This window comes from Microbacterium sp. NPDC056569 (assembly GCF_042793475.1).
In the GTDB taxonomy this organism is placed as follows: Bacteria; Actinomycetota; Actinomycetes; order Actinomycetales; family Microbacteriaceae; genus Microbacterium.
The window spans coordinates 508,460-529,227 of the sequence record NZ_JBHTUV010000001.1 but is presented as its reverse complement, the minus strand read 5'-3'; the positions used below and the strand labels follow the sequence as shown (position 1 = coordinate 529,227).

Here is a 20,768-nt window from a genome sequence, read left to right as displayed (position 1 = left end):
GAGGCGACATGCGCGTCACGCGGATCGGCGGTCCGACCGCCCTCGTCGAGTGGGAAGGGTGGCGGATCCTCACCGACCCGACGTTCGATCCGCCGGGGCGCACGTACTCGTTCGGGTTCGGCACGTCGTCGCGCAAGACGACGGGCCCGGCGATCGGGCTCTCCGAGATCGGCGAGGTGGACCTCGTGCTGCTCAGCCACCACCACCACGCCGACAATCTCGATGACGCCGGTCGGGAGGGTCTGTCGGCGGCACGGACCGTGCTGACGACCGTCGCCGGGGCGAAGTCGCTGACGGCGAAGGGCGTGCACCCGGACGCCCGAGGACTGACCGCCGGAGACGCGGTCACCCTCACGGCCGACGGCAAGCCCGACCTTGTCATCACCGCGACACCGTGCCGGCACGGCGCACCTCTCACGCGTCCGATCGTCGGACCCGTCGTCGGGTTCGCGCTCTCGCTCCGTGACTCCGCGCGGCCGGGCCTGTGGGTCACCGGCGACACCGTGATGTACGGTGACTTGCGGCGCGCGGCGACGGGCATGCGGCCCGACGTGGCGCTCGTCCACATCGGTGCCGTGAGGTTCCCGCTCACGGGCCCGCTCGCGTACACGATGGACGCCGACGATGCGGTCGAACTGATCAGACTCGCCCAGCCGGGCGTCGCCGTACCGGTCCACGTCGAGGGCTGGAGCCATTTCTCGCAGCAGGAGGAGGCCGCAGGCAAGGTCTTCGACGCCGCTCCCGGGTCCGTGCGCGAGAAGGTGCGCTGGGCGCCGCTCGGCGTTCCGGTCGACCTGTCCTGAGGTTCACCCGCCCCGGCCCGGCCGGGCTCAGCGCGCTCGGTCGTCCGGCGTGCCGGCCGGGGAGGAGTGGCGGCGCATCGCGACTCCGGCGCCGACCGTCGCCAGGAGCACGGCGGCGGAGAACACGAGCAGCACGGTCGTCTCGCTCGCGAACGGGAGGCTGAGCCCGACGAGGAGCACGGGAGCGACGAGCCCTCCGTAGGCGATGAGGAAGAGGAGTGCGAGGGTCTCGCCTCGCCGGTCCGGCGCGGCGAGCGCCCCAGCCGCTGCGATCGCGGAGCGGAACATGATGCCGGCGCCGGAACCGGCGACGACTCCGCCCGCGATGAACAGCCCGAGGGCAGGGATCAGCGCGCCCGCGGCGATGGCCACGAGTCCGACCACGAAGCATCCGATCGCGACGAGGAGCTGCGCCCGCTGCGCGACCCGCACGAGCAGCAGCTGCGCGGTCGCCGCAGCCCCGAAGACCGCGAAGACCGTCGCGCCGTCCACCAGATGGTCGGACACGTGGAACGTGTCGTGCAGGAACGTCGGGGCGAGCGACGTGAACAGCGCGAAGAGCGCGAAGGAGGCGGCCGCGCCGGTGCTCGCTGCCGCGAAGGCCGCGCCGGATGCGGGTGGGAAGGCCAGTCTCTGCGGCCGATACGGCGGGTGCGCCGCGCCTGTGTCCACCGTCTCCGGCACGTGGCGCAGAACGAGTGCCGCGGAGACGAAGAGCACCAGGAACACGACGTGCACGAGCTCGAGAGGGTCGGGAGCGAATTCGGCGAACAGGCCGCCCACGAGCGGTCCGAGCGCCAGCCCGCCGAGATTGGCGGCCCCGGCGACCGACGCCGCGAGGACCGCCGTCTCCGCGGGTCGCGCTCTCGCACGCAGTTCGGCGAGGTGAGCAGTCGCTGCCGCGCTGAGGATGCCCACGCTGACCCCATCGACGAATCGGGCGACGATGAGGCCGGGGACCGAGTTCCACGCGATGAAGAGGGCCGCCGCGATCGCCGAGACGGCGACCGCGATCACCGACATCCGCCGCCGCCCGGCCCAGTCGCTGATATGGCCGATCAGGAACAGGCTGAACACGACGCCGACCGCGAACGCCGTGAAGATGAAGGTGACGACCGGAACGGGGAAGTCGTCGGCCGCCTGGTAGAGCGGGTACAACGGCGTCGGAACCGTGGCATAGGCGGTGACGGTGGTGAATGCCGCCGCGACGACCCAGAATCCGGCGCGATCCGACATCGTGCGACGAGCTCGCGTCATGGCGCCGTCCGATCGTGTCGAGGTGGGCGTTCGTGGAGCGTCCCCGACCTTACTCGCGCCGTCGAGCACCTCGATAGACTTGGGGGTCCGCGTTCTGCGGAGAACACCCCATCGAGGAGCGCATCCCGTGACCGACACGACCTCGCCCGCCGAGACCGCCGACCAGGCCGAAGAAGACGTCTTCGAGCAGAAGGCCGTGCGGCTGGCCAAGCGCGAGCGTCTGATCGCGGAGCGGGCGGATGCTGCGGGCGGCGCGTATCCGGTGAGCCTGCCGATCACCGACACGATCCCGGCGCTGCGAGAGCGCTTCGCCGACCTCGAGGCGGGCGCCGAGACCGGTGTCACCGCTGCGGTCGCCGGTCGTGTCGTCTTCAGCCGCAACACCGGCAAGCTCTGCTTCGCCTCGCTGCAGTCGGGCGACGGGAGCCGCATCCAGGCGATGGTGTCGCTCGCAGCCGTGGGCGACGAGTCGCTGCAGGCCTGGAAGGATCTCGTCGACCTCGGCGACCACGTCTTCGTCTCGGGTGAGGTCATCTCGAGCCGTCGCGGCGAGCTGTCGATCATGGTCTCGGACTGGCGCATCGCGTCGAAGGCGGTGCTTCCGCTGCCGAACCTGCACTCGGAGCTCAGCGAGGAGAGCCGCGTCCGCAGCCGCTTCCTCGATCTCATCGTGCGCGACCGCGCACGCGAGACGGTCCTCGCCCGCGCCAAGGTCAACGCGAGCCTGCGCGACACCTTCGCGTCCCACGACTTCGTCGAGGTCGAGACGCCGATGCTGCAGGTGCAGCACGGCGGGGCCTCCGCTCGTCCGTTCATCACGCATTCGAACGCGTTCGACACCGACCTCTACCTGCGCATCGCTCCGGAGCTGTTCCTCAAGCGCGCGGTGGTCGGCGGCATCGACCGCGTGTTCGAGATCAACCGCAACTTCCGCAACGAAGGCGCCGACTCGACGCACAGCCCCGAGTTCGCGATGCTCGAGGCCTACCAGGCGTACAGCGACTACAACGGCATCGCCGACCTCACCCAGGAGCTGATCCAGAACGCAGCGGTCGCGATCTCGGGTTCGACGACGGTCACGTGGGCCGACGGCACCGAGTACGACCTCGGCGGCCAGTGGGATCGCCTCTCGATGTACGACTCCCTGTCGAACGCGGCGGGCCGCGCGATCACGCCCGAGACGCCGTTCGAGGACCTCGTCGCGCTCGCCGAGGCGGAGGGAGTGGAGCTGCCGCCGCACGCCATCCACGGCAAGCTCGTGGAGGAGCTCTGGGAGCACTTCGTGAAGCCGGGCCTCGTGCGCCCCACCTTCGTCATGGACTTCCCCGTCGACACCAGCCCGCTCGTGCGCGAGCACCGCTCGATCGCCGGCGTCGTCGAGAAGTGGGACCTCTACGTCCGCGGCTTCGAGCTCGCGACCGGCTATTCCGAGCTCGTCGACCCGGTCATCCAGCGCGAGCGGTTCGTCGAGCAGGCGAAGCTCGCCGCCAAGGGCGACCTTGAGGCGATGCGTATCGACGAGGAGTTCCTCCGCGCGCTCGAGCACGGCATGCCGCCGACCGGCGGTATGGGCATGGGCATCGACCGTCTGCTGATGGCCGTGACCGGGCTCGGCATCCGCGAGACGATCCTCTTCCCGCTCGTCAAGTAGCCCGCCGGCGGGATCGTCCCGCACGAAGATCACCGGGCGCTCGCGCGCTGGAACGCCCAGTCGGGCAGGTGCCCGGCGTCCACGAACGAGAGCACGATCTGCGACAGCCCGTGCTCGGGTTCGATCTCGCACGCGTGCTCCGCGTAGGCGGCGGCGTGCGTCGACCGGCCGAGAGCCCACGACAGCCACGCGCACATCGCGAGCGGGCCGGGCCGCTCGTCACGCGGTGCGACGGCCGCGGCCTGGCGCGACAACCGCAGCGCGGCCTCGAGCCGGGCCGCATCCGGCCGATCGCCCTCGCCCCACATGCGCATCGCGAGATGCGCCGGATACTCCTCGCCGGACTCCCAGCGCAGCTGCGCGTCGAGCGCCTCGTCGCCCTGGGCGAGATTGCCGCTCCACTGCACGAGCGCGACATCCCGCAGCGACGGGCGCGCCAGGCACCACACCAGTGCCGCGATGTCGTAGGCGTCCGACGCGTCGAGCTGTCGCGCCAGGGCGTCTTCGAAGAACCCCGGCAGATCGTCGAATCGGCACACCGCGGCGAGTGCCCTCGGGTCGACCCGCGCAGCCTCGCCGGGAACGGATGCCGCGGCCTCCGCCACGCCCGACACAGGCGCCGGCACCGGGCCGAGGTCGCTCGAGCGATCCTGGGACCGGGGGGCGTCCTCGACTGCGCCCTGTTCGAGCCCGGGATCGGGCAGGGGTTCGTGCTGTGCTGCCGCGGTCCGCGCCGACTGCGCGGTGCGTGTGGCGGTGCCGGCGACGGCGTCGGGGCCGCAGAGCACCGCGACCGCCTGGGCGAGGGCGGCCATCGCCTCGGCCACCCGCTCGCGCTCCTCGGCCGAGCAGACGGGCAGGTTCGCCCCGGTCGCCTGATCGCCGTCGGGCTCGGGGATCTCGCCGGTGCCGCTCCACTCGAGGTCGCCGAGCGGCCGGCCCGCGGCGGGGCAGTCGGCGTCGAGCACCGAGCCCCACCCGTCGGCGGCGACGCACAACAGGTCGGTGATCCGCAGGCCGCACGCGTCGGAGCGGCGCTCGAGCGCGGCGAGGAGGTCGCGGTGCGGCATCCGTCCGCCGTCTTCGAACCGCGCGGCGGTGTACGCGATCGCGGCGACGGCATCGGCCTCGGCGAGCCGGCACACCATGCCGGTCACCGTCGCGGCGATCCGGTCGACGGCGTCGGCATCGCCGTCGGGGAGGTCGAATCGCATCGCGCCGAGGCTGCGGGCGCCGTGGAACGGGATCACGACGAGGCTCTGCGTCGGGTGATAGCCGAGCATGCGGGGGACGAAGGAGAGGAATTGCGCGGCATCCGCGGCTTTCACGACGGTAGGGGTCATGAACGTCGACTCTGCGGGGCGCGATCGCCGGGCTGGAAGAGCTGTGGATCGATAGCCCACCCAGGTCCCCGCGGTGGCCGCCTGTGGAGGAACCGCGGCGAGCGGAACGGCGGCGAAATCCAGGGAGTAAGAACCCCGTCCGCCGTCCTCCTGTGTACAACCTCCCCGTTGGACGCCCGGCACGAGGCCTGGGGAGGAGCCGATACCCGCACGGCGTATCCTTGAAGGCATGGATTACTGGGTCGCGGCGTTCTGGACGCTTCTGCCGACCGTCCTCGTGTCGCTGATCTTCTTCTTCGTGCTGCGCAGCATCGTCCGCGCGGACCGCACCGAGCGGCGCGTCTACGCCAAGATCGAGGCCGAGGAGCGCGCCAAGCGCGGGCTGCCGCCCGTGGCGTCCGGCACGGCCTCCACCGACGCCTGAACCCGGGCTCCGGCTGACCTCCGCCGGGTTGACGACGGGCGACCGCCGACATCGGCGGGATGCAGGGCCGCGTCCGTCACCCCCGATACAGTGGGCACACCGTTCGATCCGCGCGTCCGATCGGCGGCATCCGCCCGATCGGCGGGGAGAGGCCACACTCGATGATCACCATCACGTTCGATGCGACGTGGTGGGTGGTGCTCGTCTTCATCGTCGACATCGTCATCCGTGTCACGGCGATCATCGTCGTGCCGCGCAACCGCCGCCCGACCGCCGCGATGGCGTGGCTGCTGGCGATCTACTTCATCCCGATCATCGGGGTGTTCCTGTTCCTCCTGATCGGCAACCCGCGGCTGCCGCGCAAGCGCCGGCGCAAGCAGGAGCGCATCAACGACTACATCCACGACACGAGCGCCTCCCTCGACTTCGGTACGCTGCGTCCTCACGCCCCCGGCTGGTTCACGTCGCTCGTGACCCTCAACCGCAACCTGGGCGCGATGCCGCTCGCCGGCGACAACGCCGCACAACTGATCCCGGACTACCAGGAGAGCCTCGACGCGATGGCGGCCGCGATCCGCGAGGCGGAGCGGTTCGTGCACGTCGAGTTCTACATCCTCCAGGCGGATGCCGCGACCGACAACTTCTTCCGCGCGCTCGAAGAGGTGGCGGCGCGGGGCGTGACCGTGCGGGTGCTCCTCGACCACTGGGCGAACCGCGGCAAGCCGTTCTACAAGCGCACTCTCAAGCGACTGACGGCGATGGGAGCGCAATGGCACCTCATGCTCCCGGTGCAGCCGCTGCGCGGCAAGTACCAGCGCCCCGACCTGCGCAATCACCGCAAGCTCCTCGTCGTCGACGGTCGCGTCGCCTTCACCGGGTCGCAGAACGTCACCGACTCGACGTACAACCTGCGCAAGAACATCCGGCGCGGCCTGCACTGGGTCGACCTCATGGCCCGCATCGAAGGCCCGGTCGTGGCATCCGTCAATGCCGTCTTCCTGAGCGACTGGTACAGCGAGACCGACGAGGTGCTCACCGAGCAGATCGACCTCTTCGACGTGCGCAGCGGCCCGGGCGACCTCGACTGCCAGATCATCCCGTCCGGGCCCGGGTTCGAGTTCCAGAACAACCTCAAGCTCTTCGCCGGGCTGCTCTACGCCGCACAGCGCAAGATCATCGTGGTGAGCCCGTACTTCGTGCCCGACGAGGCGATGCTCCTCGCGATCACGACCGCGTGCCAGCGCGGCATCCACGTCGAGCTGTTCGTGTCGGAGGAGGGCGACCAGGCGATCGTCTACCACGCCCAGCGCAGCTACTACGAGGCGCTGCTCCGGGCGGGCGTGAGGATCTGGATGTACAAGAAGCCGTTCATCCTGCACACCAAGAGCCTCACCATCGACGACGAGGTGGCGATCGTCGGCTCGAGCAACATGGACATGCGCTCGTTCGGTCTCAACATGGAGATCTCGATGCTCGTGCGCGGCGAGGAGTTCGTGCGCCAGATGCGCGGCGTGGAAGACATGTACCGCTCGCTCAGCCGCGAGCTCACGCTGGAGGAGTGGGAGAAGCAGCCGCTGCGCTCGACCGTCCTCGACAACCTCGCGCGTCTCACTTCGGCGCTGCAGTAGGGCGTTCTCCCGGCGGATCGTGACCATCGCGTGACCGAGATGCTGAGATTCCGGGGCGTTTTGCGACACGATATGGGAGACGGATGCCGCGGGGGATGGTGTCCGCAGAACTCAGGAGGCCTCGCATGCCTGTTCGCTCCCGTTCACTCCTCGCCGGGCTGGGCCTGGCGCTGCTCGCCGCCGGTCTCCTGACCGCCTGCGCGACTCCCGCCGGCTCCGGCGGCATGAACCCGACGCCGGCGTCCAGCGGCACGGGCGACGACAGCGGCAACGAGCAGGAGGTCGGCGCGGCCTGGCTCGACGGCGGCCGCATGATCGGCATCGTCACGCAGGGCAGCTCGACGTGCATCCCGGTCGCCGAGGAGGCGACCAACGAAGGCGATGTGATCAAGGTCACGCTCGTCGACGCCGAGGGAGACACGGCCTGCACCGCTGACCTCGTTCCCCGCGTGACCCTGGTGGGCACCCCCGCGGACGTCGACCCCACGCAGGATGTCGAGATCGAGGTGACCGGCGACGGCTGGCACGGCGACACCGACCTCGAGGGCGTGGCCGGCCTCGAGACGGGCGGCGAGACGGACTACCTCCCCAGCGCCGGCTGGACCGACGTCGACGGGCAGTTCGTGATCCTGTCGTGGGGCTCCTCCTCGTGCGCCCCGCAGATCGAGAACACCGAGGCGACGAGTGCGACCGAGGTCACGGTGACCTTCGTGACACCGCCCGCGGACCAGGTCTGCACCATGGACATGGCGCCCCGCGGCGTCGTCGCGGCGGTGAACGGCCTCGAGGACGAGGACGCCGAGACCTTCGCGATCCTCACCGGCGGCGAGTTCGACAACGTCCGCATCCCGATCTACCCCAACTGACGCCTGCCGGATTCCCCCGGTGTCTTCTGCTCACCTGTCGCGACTTGCCGCCCGCATCCACGCTTCGTGACAGGTGAGGTGTTGTCGTCGGCATCGAGTGATTGCTCACCTGTCGCGAACTGTCACCTGCACCGGCACCTTGTGACAGGGGAGCGAGCACGCGCGGCCAGGCGTCGGCGCCCCTGACTCGCCGCCACGCTCACGAGCGCCGGCATCGACGTGATTGCTCACCTGCCGCGAAGTGTCACCCGCACCCGCAGATTGGGGCAGGTGAGCAGCGGGGGAGAGGAACGACGGGCGCGTGGGGTGTGTCGCTTCCTCCACAGGCCGGGTGAGCTCCGGACTTCCCACCGAGTCGATCTGAGACTGCGTGCGGCCGGCGGGGTCGGGTCACGCTCATTGTGTGATGCGACCGCTTCCGGAAGAGCTCGGACCCAGGTTCTCCGTGCGACAGGCGAAACAGGCCGGAGTGCCGACCGGGCGGCTGCGTCGGAGCGACGTCGACAGCCCCTTTCATGGGGTGCGAGTGGTGCGCGAAGCGAGCCTCCCCGAGGAGCTCGCGTTCGACCGCGGCGGCCGGGCTCTCGGCCCCGCTGAGCGAGCCCACCTCGCGCTGGCGCTCGCCTACGCGCCGCGGATGACCGAAGGCGAGTTCTTCAGCCACATCACCGCCGCCGTCATCCTCGGGATTCCTCTTCCGTACCTTCTGATCGCGCGATCGCTGCTGCATGTGTCGGTGTTCCGACCGCGACGGCTCCCTCGCAGCGTCGGCGTTCGCGGTCACGAGGCCAAGCCCTCGCTGGTGACCACCATGCGCGATGCGCGCACGGGACTGCTCATCGCGAGACCCGCAGCCGTCTGGGCGAGCCTCGGGCGACAGCTGACCGACCCCTACGACCTCGTAGCTGCCGGAGACGCGGTCGTGCGGACGTGGCGCGTCGAATCACCGCTCGCGACGCTCGCCGATCTCGAGACCGCAGTCTCGGCGGGCCGCAGAGTGGGAGTGGTGGCGGCGCGACTTGCGCTGCCACGCGTGCGGACAGATTCCGCGTCCCGCACCGAGACATGGCTGCGCCTCACACTCATCGATCACGGTCTGCCCGAGCCTGACTGCAATCACGAGGTCTATGCGGACGGCAACTACCTCGGGTGCGTGGACCTCGCTTATCCCGACCTCATGATCGCGATCGAGTACGAGGGCGAGCATCATCTCGACCCGAAGCAATGGGCGCGCGACATCGCCCGCTACGACGCACTCCGCGACGCGGGATGGACCGTCATCCAGGTCACCAAGGCTGAGTTGTTCGACCAACCCGCAGCAGCGGTGCAGCGGGTGCGCGCCGCGATCCGCCGTCGAGGCTGAGTCGGGCCACCCTCCGCGACGGTGCGGGTTTCCGCGTCGGCGCGACCGCACAAATCGAATCCCGGATGCCTCGGCCCGCGGCATCCGCAGCTCTCCTGCTCGCCTGTCGCAAACTGCCATCGTGCTCGGCACTTCGCGACAGGTGAGCGGAAGGGTGCCTGGGGTTCTGCTGCTCACCTGGCGCAATGTGTCGAGCCCCGCGACGCTTCGTGACAGGTGAGCCGGAGATGGACGGGTGCGACTACGCGTCGGCCCGCACCAGAAGGTCGCCGATCTCGCAATCCAGCGCCCGGCAGATCGCCGAGAGTGTCGAGTAGCGGATCGCCCGGGCTCGGTCGTTCTTGAGGATCGACAGGTTCACGACCGAGACCCCGACGAGCTCCGAGAGCCGCGTGAGCGTCATGTCGCGCTCCTCGAGCAGTTCGTCGAGCCGGCAGTGCACCCCGGACGGTCCGTCGTCGTCGGCGGGACTCATACGAGACCCCGCACCTCGCGCTGCAGCGCGGCCCCGTGACGGAACACCGCGCCGAGAGCCCACAGCGCGACCGCCGCGCCGATCGGCCAGAGGGGCACCGTGAGCCGGTAGATGCCCGTCGCGGTGACCGCCGCGTCACTCGTCCTCGGCGGCAGCACCTCGGCGGCGGCCATCGCGCGGCCGATGTCGCCGGCCAGTCCGGCGCCCAGTCCGGCCACCAGCACGACGACGGCGGCGATGACGAGCCAGCGGCCGGCGGTGCGGGCGAAGGGCGTGCCCCGCAGCGCCTCGCGGCACACCACGACGAGCAGCACGGCAGGCATCGCGATCACGACCAGCGTGAGCAGCTCGCCGAGGGCGAGCATCAGCTTCGCCCCCGCGCTCAGCGCCGTGATCGTGAGGTCGGCCGTCGGGGCGTGCGCGCACCACAGTGCCGTGGTCGCCGCCGGCTCAGGGGGAACGGGCTGCTCGCACGGCAGCGTCTCGGGCCACTTCAGCGCCACCGGCACGCCGGCGACCCACGTGTCGCCCGCGCTGAGCCAGCGCCAGATCGTGAGCACGGCCGCCAGTGCGGTCAGTGCGAGCCACATGCGGGCGATCGCGCCGGTCACGTCGAGGATCACGCTGGGGCTCTTGCGTCGCCGTGCGTCCCACGCGAGCAGGCTGACGACCGCCGCGAGGATCGCGAGCCCGGCGAGGATGAGAAGCAGGGCGCCACCGAGGTCGGTCCAGGAGATGTTCATCAGACCAGGGCCTCCGTGTCCTTCTGCATGCGTGTGCCGATCTGGAACGCCGCCGCGACGAGGGCGAGGCCGAGCGACCAGCCGATGGGCGCGAGGTCGAGCCAGAGAGTCCAGCCCATGAGGCCCTCGTACGGGCCGTCGCCCATGTCGCCCGCGGTGATCACGCGCTCGTCGAGGAACGAGACGACCGAGGCGCGAGCCGCGCTGGCGGCGACCTGCGATCCCATCCCTCCCACGAGCACGGCGATCGCGGCGACGCCGACGACGTTGGGAAGCGAGCGGACGAACGGGCGTCCTCGCAGCAGCGCGATCGCGAGCCACGAGACGGCCACGCCGATCGCGAGCGCCGCGACGAGCGGCAGCGCGTACTCGAGGTAGAGCAGCCAGCGGGTCCCGTCGGGGAGGCCCGCGACCTCGAGCCATGCGGACTCGTACCCGGCGTCGACGATCGCGTCGGACTTCTCGGTGAACTCGGGGACGAGCGCGTTCGCGAGCGGGAAGCCGGTGACGCGAGAGGGGTCCGCCGTGAAGACCTGCACCCCGGCCATGACCAGGAAGACCGTGCTCCCCGCCGCGACGAGCATCGCGCCCGTACCTACCGCGGCGACCACCCACTCCTCGACGCGCGACAGCACACCGGGCTCACCCGTGCGGCGGATGCGCGTCATCACGATCACCACGACGGTGCCGACGACGATCGGCAACCCCACCCACAGTGCGAGGAATCCCCATTCCATGCGCTGCCTCCATATCGATAAACGTTGTTATCGAAAAACGATAAACCCGACGGATGCTGCGACGCAAGGCATCCGTTCCGTTCCGTGCGCGCTATGCCCACGGCGAACACGGCCGTGCGCTCCCGAGGCGCTGGCTACCCTCGTTGTAAGGCGCAGTGGGTCAACCGACGCGAGGCGCCCCGGAGGAGTGAACGATGTTCGAGAGATTCACCGACCGTGCCCGTCGTGTGGTCGTCCTCGCCCAGGAAGAGGCGAAGATGCTGAACCACAACTACATCGGCACCGAGCACATCCTGCTCGGTCTCATCCACGAGGGCGAAGGCGTCGCCGCCAAGGCCCTCGAGAGCCTCGGCATCTCGCTCGACGCCGTGCGCGAGCAGGTGCAGGACATCATCGGCCAGGGCCAGCAGCAGCCGACCGGTCACATCCCCTTCACGCCGCGCGCCAAGAAGGTCCTCGAGCTCAGCCTCCGCGAGGCGCTGCAGCTCGGCCACAACTACATCGGCACCGAGCACATCCTCCTCGGCCTCATCCGCGAGGGCGAGGGCGTCGCCGCGCAGGTGCTCGTCAAGCTCGGCGCCGACCTCAACAAGGTGCGCCAGCAGGTCATCCAGCTGCTGTCGGGCTACCAGGGCAAGGAGCCCGCGGGCGTGGCCTCCGGCGCCGGCGAGCAGACCCAGGGCACCACGCAGGGCGGCTCGCAGGTGCTCGACCAGTTCGGGCGCAACCTCACGCAGGCCGCACGCGACAACAAGCTCGACCCGGTCATCGGGCGCGAGAAGGAGATCGAGCGCGTGATGCAGATCCTGTCGCGCCGCTCGAAGAACAACCCCGTCCTCATCGGCGAGCCCGGTGTCGGAAAGACGGCGGTCGTCGAGGGCCTCGCACAGGCCATCGTCAAGGGCGACGTGCCCGAGACGCTCAAGGACAAGCAGCTCTACTCGCTCGACCTCGGCTCGCTCATCGCCGGTTCCCGCTACCGCGGCGACTTCGAGGAGCGCCTGAAGAAGGTCACCAAGGAGATCCGCACGCGCGGCGACATCATCGTCTTCATCGACGAGATCCACACGCTCGTGGGTGCGGGTGCCGCCGAGGGGGCGATCGACGCGGCGTCGATCCTGAAGCCGCTCCTCGCCCGTGGCGAGCTCCAGACGATCGGTGCGACCACGCTCGACGAGTACCGCAAGCACTTCGAGAAGGATGCTGCGCTCGAGCGCCGCTTCCAGCCGATCCAGGTCGCCGAGCCGAGCCTGCCCCACGCGATCAACATCCTGAAGGGGCTGCGCGACCGCTACGAGGCGCACCACAAGGTGCAGATCACGGACGGCGCGATCGTCGCGGCGGCGAACCTCGCCGACCGCTACATCTCGGACCGCTTCCTCCCCGACAAGGCGATCGATCTGATCGACGAGGCCGGCGCCCGCCTGCGCCTGTCGATCCTGTCGAGCCCGCCGGAGCTCCGCGAGTTCGACGAGAAGATCGCGAAGGTGCGCGAAGACAAGGAGCGCGCCTCCGAGGACCAGGACTTCGAGAAGGCCGCGTCGCTGCGCGACGAGGAGAAGTCGCTCCTCGCCGAGCGCCTGCGCCTCGAGAAGCAGTGGCGCTCGGGCGACGTCGCCTCCCACGCGGTGGTCGACGAGGGCCTGATCGCGGAGGTGCTCGCCCAGGCCACGGGCATCCCGGTCTTCAAGCTCACCGAGGAGGAGTCGAGCCGTCTCGTCTTCATGGAGAAGGCGCTGCACCAGCGCGTCATCGGCCAGGAGGAGGCGATCGCCGCCCTCTCGAAGACGATCCGCCGCCAGCGCGCGGGCCTCAAGGACCCGAAGCGCCCGTCGGGCTCGTTCATCTTCGCCGGCCCCACCGGCGTCGGAAAGACCGAGCTCGCCAAGGCGCTCGCCGAGTTCCTCTTCGACGACGAGCACGCGCTCATCTCGCTCGACATGTCGGAGTTCGGCGAGAAGCACACCGTCTCGCGCCTGTTCGGCGCCCCTCCCGGGTTCGTCGGGTTCGAAGAGGGCGGCCAGCTCACCGAGAAGGTGCGCCGCAAGCCGTTCTCGGTCGTGCTGTTCGACGAGATCGAGAAGGCCCACCCCGACATCTTCAACTCGCTGCTGCAGATCCTCGAAGAGGGTCGTCTGACCGACGGTCAGGGCCGCGTCATCGACTTCAAGAACACCGTGATCATCATGACGACCAACCTCGGTTCGTCGGCGATCGCCGGTGGCCCGGTGGGCTTCCAGGTCGAGGGCAACAGCGGCACGACGTACGAGCGCATGAAGGGCAAGGTCAACGAGGAGCTGAAGCGCAACTTCAAGCCCGAGTTCCTCAACCGCGTCGACGACATCATCGTCTTCCCGCAGCTCGACAAGGACGAGCTGCGCCAGATCGTGGGCCTGTTCACGAAGCGCCTCGGCGAGCGTCTGCTCGACCGCGACATGACGATCGAGCTGACGGATGCCGCGAAGGACAAGCTGATCGACATCGGCTTCGACCCCGCACTCGGCGCCCGGCCGCTGCGTCGCGCCATGCAGCGTGAGGTCGAGGACCGTCTGTCGGAGAAGATCCTGCACGGCGAGCTCGAACCCGGCGACCACGTGAAGGTCGACGCGCAGAACGGCGAGTTCGTCTTCGAGCACGGTCCGCGCGGCGAGAAGGTCGCGGTGGGCGTCGTCCACAACGGCGAGATCACGGCCACGCCCGACCTCGCCGCCAACTCGTAACCAGTACTTCTCAGCGACAGAGCGGATGCTGCGGCCCTCGGGCTGCGGCATCCGCTCTTCGTCGTTCCAGGGGGTTGCGGGATCTACGCTGGACGGGTGGCAGAGTTCACGGTCAGGCCGGCGCGCACGAGCGACGTCCGCCGCATCCAGGCGCTCCTCGAGCCGTTCGTGCAGCGGCGGATCCTGCTCGGGAAGGATCTCGTCGTGCTCTACGAGGCGACCCAGCAGTTCCTCGTCGCCGAGGACGCGGAGGGCGAGCTCATCGGCTGCGGCGCTCTGCACGTCATGTGGGAGGACCTCGGCGAGGTGCGCACCCTCATCGTCGCAGACGGGTGGCTGCACCACGGCGTGGGCCGCGCGATCGTCGAGAGCCTGGAGGCGAACGCCCGCTCGCTCGGCATCTCACGCCTCTTCTGCCTCACGTTCGAGGTCGACTTCTTCACGCGCCGCGGGTTCGAGCAGATCGGCGAGCAGGTCGTCGACCCCGACGTGTACTCGCAGCTCATCCGCTCTCCCGACGAGGGTGTCGCGGAGTTCCTCGATCTCGCGCACGTGAAGCCGAACACGCTCGGCAACACCCGCATGCTGAAGCGCCTCTGACCCACGTCCGGGGTCGCCGCATCCGGGGCGCGCCGACAGAAGAAGCCGGCCGCCGCGGATACCCTGTTGAGCATGACCGGCACCACCCCCCGACGTCGCCCCTCGAAGGCGGTGTACCGGCGCCGGCGGCTCGTGCTGATCGTCGGACTGCTGGTGCTCGCGGGGATCGTGTGGCTGCTCATCGCTCAGCCGTGGGCGGGCGCGGCGACGACGTCGTCCGACGTCGACAAGCCGCAGACGCAGAACACGGCGGAGGCCCTGCCGGTTCCGTCGTCACAGGCGACGACCGGAGGAACCGACACCGGCGCCGTCGAGGGAGCGGTCGTCGAGGGCCAGACTCCGACGCCTGGCGCGACCCCCACCGCGCAGCCCTGCGTCGCCAGCGAGATCACGGTCGCGCCGGTCACCAGCGCCGACACGTTCGCGGGCGACCAGAATCCGCAGTTCTCGATCACGCTCACCAACAACGGTCCGGACTGCACCATGAACGTCGGCACGAGCGCACAGTCGTTCACGGTGACGAGCGGCGACGACATCTGGTGGCGGTCGACCGACTGCCAGAGCGAGCCCAGCGACATGATCGTGCTCATCTCCGCCGGCCAGACGGTGTCGAGCGCGGCCCCGCTCACGTGGGATCGCACGCGCTCCGCCGTCGGCACCTGTGCCGACGGCAACCGCCCGATGGCTCCCGGTGGAGGCGCCTCGTACCACCTGTCGGTCGAGATCGGCGGCATCGCCTCGACCGAGCCGAAGCAGTTCCTGCTCTACTGACGCACGCCGTCGACGCGCGGCGATCACCAGAGGGCGCAGCATCCGTGTGCCGCCGCGTGTGAACGCGACGGAGCGGGGCGCCCCCAGGTCGCCCCGCTCCGTCTCCCCTGCTCAGGTGTCTTGGCCGAACACCTAGGACTTGTCGTCGAACACTTCCTTCTCCATCGCGTCGTAGCCCTCCGCCTGCGGGTCGCCGTGGACGCCGCCCGAGATCGCGTACTCCTCCTCGGGCGAGAGCACGAGGCGGTGACGGAAGAACAGGCCGAAGCCGACGAGCAGCACCACGTAGACGACCGCGATGGCGATGATCGCGGGCAGGAACGTGGGGTTCAGCAGGAACCCCACGAAGATCAGGAGCGCGACAGCGGCCGCGATGACCGCGCCCGTGATGCCCCACGGGCTGCGGTACGGGCGCTCCACGTTCGGCAGCTTCTTGCGGAGGATGATGAACGACACCATCTGGAGGAAGTAGGCGAGCACCGCGCCCCACACCGCGATGTTGAGCACGATGGCGCCCGCGACGCTGCCGGATCCGCCGGCGAACTCGATGATGAGCAGCGCGATGAACCCGATGACCGCGCCGACGACCAGCGCGACCCACGGCGTCTTGCGCTTGCCGGTGAGCGACAGGAACTGCGGGTAGTAGCCCGCGCGGGAGAGCGAGTACATGTTGCGGCCGTAGGCGAACATGATGCCCTGCAGCGAGGCGAGGAGCCCGACGAGGGCGAACAGCGCGAGAAGCGCGGCGAGCTGGTCGCCGACGATGGCGCGGAAGCCGTCGAGCAGCGGTTCGGCGGCGACGCCCGTCGCCTCGGCGCCGAGGACGCCGGTGTTGAGGAACAGCACCAGCAGGCCGGTCACGATGAGCGTGCCGCGCGCCCAGAAGCCCGCACGCGGGATGTCGCGCACGGGGTTGTGCGACTCCTCGGCCGCCAGTGGCAGCTCTTCGATGCCGAGGAAGAACCACATGGCGAAGGGGAGAGCGAACAGGATCGGCAGCACGCCGTGCGGCAGGAACTCGGTCTGGCCGGGGTCGGGCGCGATGTCCCACAGGTTCGCCCACTGGAACGCGCCGGAGAACAGAGCCATCGCCGAGAACACGAGGATGATGCCGATCGAGATCACCGACACGACGATCGCGAACTTGAAGGAGATGCTGGCGCCGGCCGCGTTCAGCGCGATGAAGACCAGGTAGAGGATGATCCACCACACCCATCCGGGCAGCGACAGTCCGAGGAGCTCGGAGGTGATGGCGTCGGCGTACGAGGCCGAGAAGAAGACGATGACGGCGGTCGTCGCGACATACTCGATCGTCTCGGCGGCACCGGTGATGAGGCCGCCCCACGGACCCATCGCCGATCGGGCGAACGAGTAGGCGCCGCCGGTGTGGGGCATGGCCGCGGCCATCTCGCCGATCGAGAAGATCATGCCGTAGTACATCGCCACGAGGATGACGAAGGCGATGAGCATGCCGCCGAAGCCTGCGAAGTCGATGCCGAAGTTCCAGCCCGAGAAGTCGCCAGAGATGACGGCGGCGACCGCGAGGCCCCACAGGCCCCAGACGCCGGCGGCGCGCTTGAGCCCGCGCTTCTCGAAGTATTCCTGACCGGCTCGCGTATAGGTCGCTCCCGCGACCTTCGCCGAACCAGCGGAGGACGGTGCCGTGGATTCCGGCTGTGGTGCACTGCTCGCTTGGGACATCGGTTCTCCAAGGATCGGGCGAAGGGGTGCGTTCGGGTCACGCTCACGCGCTTTTCGCCGATTGTGGCGCCTATTGGTCGGCTGTGTCTACCTTTGAAACGGAATTTGGTTAGAGTGAGCGGGTGAGCGCGGTTCGGGAGGACCGCGCTCACGAGTCTCGTCGCACGTCGACACAGGAGGAGGAGCGGATGCCGGGCAACCTCACCGTCGAGCAGCTGAACGCCGGTATCGCCGCGGGTGACTTCGACACCGTGGTCGTCGCGTTCGCCGATGCGCAGGGGCGCCTCGTCGGCAAGCGGGTCTCGGCGCGGCTCTTCCAGGAGGAGGTCCTGCCCCACGGGGCGGAGGCCTGCAACTACCTCCTCTCGGTCGACGTCGACATGAACACCGTCGACGGCTACGCCATGTCGAGCTGGGAGACCGGCTACGGCGACATGATGCTGCGGCCCGACGTCTCGACGCTCCGCCGCATCCCGTGGCTCCCTGGATCGGCGCTCGTCATGGCCGATCTCACATGGGAGAAGGGCGACCCGGTGGTGCAATCGCCGCGCGCCATCCTGGACCGCCAGCGGCAGCGCCTCGCCGACCGGGGACTCGCCGCGTTCTCGGGCACCGAGCTCGAGTTCATCGTCTTCGACGACTCCTATCGGGATGCCTGGGCGAAGGGCTACCGCGATCTCACCCCCTCGACCGACTACAACGTCGACTACGACCTCCTCGCCTCGGGTCGTCTCGAGCCGCTGCTGCGCGACATCCGGCTGTCGATGGACAGGGCCGGCCTGTACACCGAGGGCGTCAAGGGCGAGTGCAACCTCGGCCAGCAGGAGATCGCGTTCCGCTACGCCGAGGTGCAGGAGACCGCCGACCAGCACGCGATCTACAAGAACGGCGCGAAGGCCATCGCGGGACACCACGGCAAGGCGCTGACGTTCATGGCGAAGTTCAATGAGCGGGAGGGCAACAGCTGCCACATCCACCTGTCGGTGCGCTCGGCGGCCGGCGATCCGGTGATGGCGGGCGAGGGCGAGCACGGCTTCAGCCCGCTCATGGAGCACTGGATCGCGGGCATCCTCGCGACGCTCCGCGAGTTCACGCTGCTGTACGCCCCCAACATCAACTCGTACAAGCGGTTCGCGAAGGGCTCGTTCGCGCCGACCGGCATCGCCTGGGGAATCGACAACCGCACGTGCGCGCTGCGCGTCGTCGGCCACGGACCGTCGCTGCGCGTCGAGAACCGCGTGCCGGGTGGCGACGTCAACCCGTACCTCGGGATCGCCGCGATCATCGCCGGCGGCTTGCACGGCATCGAGCACGAGCTGCCGCTGCCCGAGCGTCTGGAGGGCAATGCGTACACCGCCGGCGTCGATCACCTTCCGACGACGCTGCGCGAGGCTGCCCAGCTGTTCGACCACTCGGCCATCGCGCGTTCCGCCTTCGGCGACGAGATGGTGGACCACTACCTGAATCAGGCGCGCATCGAGGTCGAGGCCTACGACGCGGCCGTGACCGACTGGGAGAGGGTCCGTGGCTTCGAGCGCCTCTAGGAAGCCGGTGATCGGCCTGACGACCTACCTCGAGCAGGCGAAGCAGGGGGTGTGGGACGTCCGGGCCGCCTTCCTCCCGCAGGTCTACTTCGACTCGGTCACCGCGTCGGGCGGGATCGCCGTGCTGCTTCCGCCGCAGCCGGACCCGGCGGTCGCCGCGGATGCCGTGCTCGAGGGGCTCGACGGCCTCATCCTCACCGGCGGGCTCGACGTGCAGCCCGAGCTCTATGGAGCCGAGCGGCATCCGCTCACCGACGAGGCGCGCCCCGATCGCGATGCGTGGGAGCTCGCGCTGTTCCGCGGTGCGGAGGAGCGACGCATACCGGTGCTCGCGATCTGCCGTGGGCTTCAGCTCGTGAACGTCGCGCGCGGCGGCACGCTGCACCAGCACCTGCCCGAGACGCTCGGCACCGAGCGGTTCCGCATCGGCGGGGGCGTGTTCGCCACCAACGACGTCGTCGTCGACGAAGGATCGCGTCTGGCCGACCTCGTCGGCCCGGGCGAGCTCGAGGTGCACAGCTACCACCACCAGGGCGTCGACCGGCTCGGCGAGGGGCTCGTCGCGACCGCGCGCACCGACGACGGCCTGGTGCAGGCGTTCGAGTCCGACGGTGAGGGATACGTCCTCGGCGTGCAGTGGCACCCCGAAGAGAACCGGGAGGACCGCCGGCTGTTCGCGGGACTCGTGGCCGAGGCATCCGTCTATGCAGCGCGAGGAGTGGCTTCCGCATGAGCGCAACGTTCACCGTCATCAACCCGGCGACCGCGCTGCCGATCCGCGAGATCGCGCGGGCGAGCGTGGAAGAGACGGATGCTGCGATCTCGCGCGCCGTGCGGGCGCAGCGTTCGTGGGCGTCGCTGCCGCCGGTCGCGCGTGCCGACGCGCTGCGGTCGTTCGCGCGCGTCGTCGAGGCGCACGTCGAGGAGCTCGCGCAGCTGGAGGTGCGGAACTCGGGCCACCCGATCGGCTCCGCCCGATGGGAGGCGTCGCACGTCGCGCAGGTGCTGAACTTCTACGCCGGTGCGCCCGAACGGCTCTCGGGGCAGCAGATCCCGGTCGCGGGCGGGCTCGACGTGACGTTCCACGAGCCGTACGGGGTCGTGGGGATCATCGTGCCCTGGAACTTCCCGATGACGATCGCGTCGTGGGGCTTCGCGCCGGCGCTCGCCGCGGGTAACGCCGTCGTGCTGAAGCCCGCCGAGCTGACGCCCCTGACGGCCCTGCGCCTGGGCGAGCTCGCGCTTGCCGCCGGGCTCCCGGAGGGGCTGTTCGAAGTCGTGACGGGATCGGGCTCGGTGGTCGGGCAGCGGTTCGTCTCGCACCCCGACGTGCGCAAGGTCGTGTTCACCGGGTCGACCTCGGTGGGCACGGAGGTAGCCGCCGGCTGCGCCCGCGAGCTCAAGCCGGTGACCCTCGAGCTGGGCGGCAAGAGCGCCAACATCGTGTTCGCCGACGCCGACCTCGAGAAGGCCGCGGCCTCCGCGCCCGGTGCCGTGTTCGACAACGCCGGACAGGACTGCTGCGCGCGCAGCCGCATCCTGGTCGAGCGGTCGGTGTACGACCGGTTCCTCGAACTGCTCGAGCCCGCGGTGCGGGGATGGCGCGTCGGCGACCCCGCAGACGAGCAGACCGAGATGGGACCCCTGATCTCGGCATCCCATCGCTCCACCGTCGAGGGCTTCCTCGACGGTGCGAACGTCGCCTTCCAGGGCTCGGCGCCGTCCGGCGACGGGTTCTGGTTCGCGCCGACCGTCGTGCTCGCCGAGCGCGCCGACCGCATCGCGCGGGAAGAGGTGTTCGGACCCGTCGTGGCGGTGCTGCCGTTCGACGACGAGGCCGACGCGATCCGGCTGGCGAACGACACGATCTACGGGCTCGCGGGCTCGATCTGGACCGAGAACCTCGGCCGTGCCGTGCGCGTCGCTCGCGGTGTCAAGAGCGGCGTCCTCTCGGTCAACTCGCACTCCTCGGTGCGGTACTGGACACCCTTCGGCGGAATGAAGGCCTCGGGCCTCGGGCGCGAGCTCGGCCCCGACGCCGCCGAGCACTTCACCGAGACCAAGAACGTCTTCTTCGCGACGGACACGGCCCCCGGTCGTTGAGCGAGCGAAGCGAGACGAAACACCCTGGACGAACGGAGA

18 protein-coding genes are annotated in these 20,768 nt (G+C 69.7%); 12 read left to right on the top strand and 6 right to left on the bottom strand.

The genetic code is table 11. The features are described 5' to 3' along the window. The first annotated feature begins 8 nt into the window (after nucleotides 1–8). The gene (locus tag ACFQ7C_RS02160) at nucleotides 9–803 is read left to right on the top strand and encodes an MBL fold metallo-hydrolase (RefSeq protein ID WP_378897291.1); all 795 of its coding nucleotides are present in this window, start codon (nucleotides 9–11) and stop codon (nucleotides 801–803) included. 27 nt (nucleotides 804–830) lie between these two features. Here ACFQ7C_RS02160 and ACFQ7C_RS02155 read toward each other — a convergent pair whose 3' ends face one another. Continuing rightward, on the bottom strand, nucleotides 831–2,060 hold the full coding sequence (locus ACFQ7C_RS02155; protein WP_378897288.1) for an MFS transporter: 1,230 nt from the start codon (nucleotides 2,058–2,060) through the stop codon (nucleotides 831–833). A gap of 127 nt (nucleotides 2,061–2,187) precedes the next feature. Here ACFQ7C_RS02155 and lysS point away from each other — a divergent pair, with 127 nt between their 5' ends. Further along, the gene (lysS, locus tag ACFQ7C_RS02150; RefSeq protein WP_378897286.1) at nucleotides 2,188–3,711 is read left to right on the top strand and encodes a lysine--tRNA ligase; all 1,524 of its coding nucleotides are present in this window, start codon (nucleotides 2,188–2,190) and stop codon (nucleotides 3,709–3,711) included. 29 nt (nucleotides 3,712–3,740) lie between these two features. Here the strand turns inward: lysS and ACFQ7C_RS02145 are convergent, their stop codons facing one another. Further along, nucleotides 3,741–5,054, bottom strand: coding sequence for a DUF4192 family protein (locus tag ACFQ7C_RS02145; protein WP_378897283.1), 1,314 nt, complete (start codon nucleotides 5,052–5,054; stop codon nucleotides 3,741–3,743). A gap of 229 nt (nucleotides 5,055–5,283) precedes the next feature. Here ACFQ7C_RS02145 and ACFQ7C_RS02140 point away from each other — a divergent pair, with 229 nt between their 5' ends. From ACFQ7C_RS02140 to ACFQ7C_RS02125, 4 genes are all read left to right on the top strand, one after another. Continuing rightward, the gene (locus ACFQ7C_RS02140; RefSeq protein ID WP_378897281.1) at nucleotides 5,284–5,478 is read left to right on the top strand and encodes a hypothetical protein; all 195 of its coding nucleotides are present in this window, start codon (nucleotides 5,284–5,286) and stop codon (nucleotides 5,476–5,478) included. A gap of 161 nt (nucleotides 5,479–5,639) precedes the next feature. Next, on the top strand, nucleotides 5,640–7,106 hold the full coding sequence (gene cls, locus ACFQ7C_RS02135) for a cardiolipin synthase (protein WP_378897278.1): 1,467 nt from the start codon (nucleotides 5,640–5,642) through the stop codon (nucleotides 7,104–7,106). Nucleotides 7,107–7,231: 125 nt separating this feature from the next. Continuing rightward, nucleotides 7,232–7,972, top strand: a complete 741-nt coding sequence (locus ACFQ7C_RS02130) for a hypothetical protein (protein WP_378897275.1) — start codon at nucleotides 7,232–7,234, stop codon at nucleotides 7,970–7,972. A 529-nt stretch (nucleotides 7,973–8,501) separates the two neighbouring features. Continuing rightward, nucleotides 8,502–9,335, top strand: coding sequence for an endonuclease domain-containing protein (locus ACFQ7C_RS02125; protein WP_378897272.1), 834 nt, complete (start codon nucleotides 8,502–8,504; stop codon nucleotides 9,333–9,335). A 241-nt stretch (nucleotides 9,336–9,576) separates the two neighbouring features. Here the strand turns inward: ACFQ7C_RS02125 and ACFQ7C_RS02120 are convergent, their stop codons facing one another. From ACFQ7C_RS02120 to ACFQ7C_RS02110, 3 genes are read right to left on the bottom strand one after another with little or no spacing between them, the layout of a single operon-like run. Further along, the gene (locus tag ACFQ7C_RS02120; protein WP_378897270.1) at nucleotides 9,577–9,810 is read right to left on the bottom strand and encodes a helix-turn-helix domain-containing protein; all 234 of its coding nucleotides are present in this window, start codon (nucleotides 9,808–9,810) and stop codon (nucleotides 9,577–9,579) included. Beyond that, on the bottom strand, nucleotides 9,807–10,553 hold the full coding sequence (locus ACFQ7C_RS02115) for a hypothetical protein (protein WP_378897267.1): 747 nt from the start codon (nucleotides 10,551–10,553) through the stop codon (nucleotides 9,807–9,809). Before ACFQ7C_RS02115 ends, ACFQ7C_RS02120 begins: the two co-directional genes overlap by 4 nt. Further along, the gene (locus ACFQ7C_RS02110; protein WP_378897265.1) at nucleotides 10,553–11,290 is read right to left on the bottom strand and encodes a hypothetical protein; all 738 of its coding nucleotides are present in this window, start codon (nucleotides 11,288–11,290) and stop codon (nucleotides 10,553–10,555) included. Before ACFQ7C_RS02110 ends, ACFQ7C_RS02115 begins: the two co-directional genes overlap by 1 nt. A gap of 194 nt (nucleotides 11,291–11,484) precedes the next feature. Here ACFQ7C_RS02110 and ACFQ7C_RS02105 point away from each other — a divergent pair, with 194 nt between their 5' ends. The 3 genes from ACFQ7C_RS02105 to ACFQ7C_RS02095 all read left to right on the top strand — a co-directional run bounded on the left by ACFQ7C_RS02105 (nucleotide 11,485) and on the right by ACFQ7C_RS02095 (nucleotide 15,381). Next, entirely contained in the window at nucleotides 11,485–14,010 is a 2,526-nt protein-coding gene (locus ACFQ7C_RS02105; RefSeq protein WP_378897262.1) for an ATP-dependent Clp protease ATP-binding subunit, read from the top strand. 96 nt (nucleotides 14,011–14,106) lie between these two features. Further along, nucleotides 14,107–14,610: an amino-acid N-acetyltransferase gene (locus ACFQ7C_RS02100; protein ID WP_378897260.1), complete on the top strand. Its 504-nt coding sequence runs from the start codon at nucleotides 14,107–14,109 to the stop codon at nucleotides 14,608–14,610. 72 nt (nucleotides 14,611–14,682) lie between these two features. Then, entirely contained in the window at nucleotides 14,683–15,381 is a 699-nt protein-coding gene (locus ACFQ7C_RS02095) for a hypothetical protein (RefSeq protein ID WP_378897259.1), read from the top strand. A 132-nt stretch (nucleotides 15,382–15,513) separates the two neighbouring features. Here the strand turns inward: ACFQ7C_RS02095 and ACFQ7C_RS02090 are convergent, their stop codons facing one another. Beyond that, nucleotides 15,514–17,082 (bottom strand): amino acid permease, encoded by a 1,569-nt coding sequence (locus ACFQ7C_RS02090; RefSeq protein WP_378897256.1) that lies wholly within the window; start codon nucleotides 17,080–17,082, stop codon nucleotides 15,514–15,516. A gap of 188 nt (nucleotides 17,083–17,270) precedes the next feature. Here ACFQ7C_RS02090 and ACFQ7C_RS02085 point away from each other — a divergent pair, with 188 nt between their 5' ends. From ACFQ7C_RS02085 to ACFQ7C_RS02075, 3 genes are read left to right on the top strand one after another with little or no spacing between them, the layout of a single operon-like run. Then, nucleotides 17,271–18,626, top strand: coding sequence for a glutamine synthetase family protein (locus ACFQ7C_RS02085; protein WP_378897398.1), 1,356 nt, complete (start codon nucleotides 17,271–17,273; stop codon nucleotides 18,624–18,626). 7 nt (nucleotides 18,627–18,633) lie between these two features. Then, entirely contained in the window at nucleotides 18,634–19,359 is a 726-nt protein-coding gene (locus ACFQ7C_RS02080; RefSeq protein WP_378897253.1) for a gamma-glutamyl-gamma-aminobutyrate hydrolase family protein, read from the top strand. Next, entirely contained in the window at nucleotides 19,356–20,729 is a 1,374-nt protein-coding gene (locus ACFQ7C_RS02075) for an aldehyde dehydrogenase family protein (RefSeq protein ID WP_378897250.1), read from the top strand. Before ACFQ7C_RS02080 ends, ACFQ7C_RS02075 begins: the two co-directional genes overlap by 4 nt. Nucleotides 20,730–20,768 lie beyond the last annotated feature (39 nt).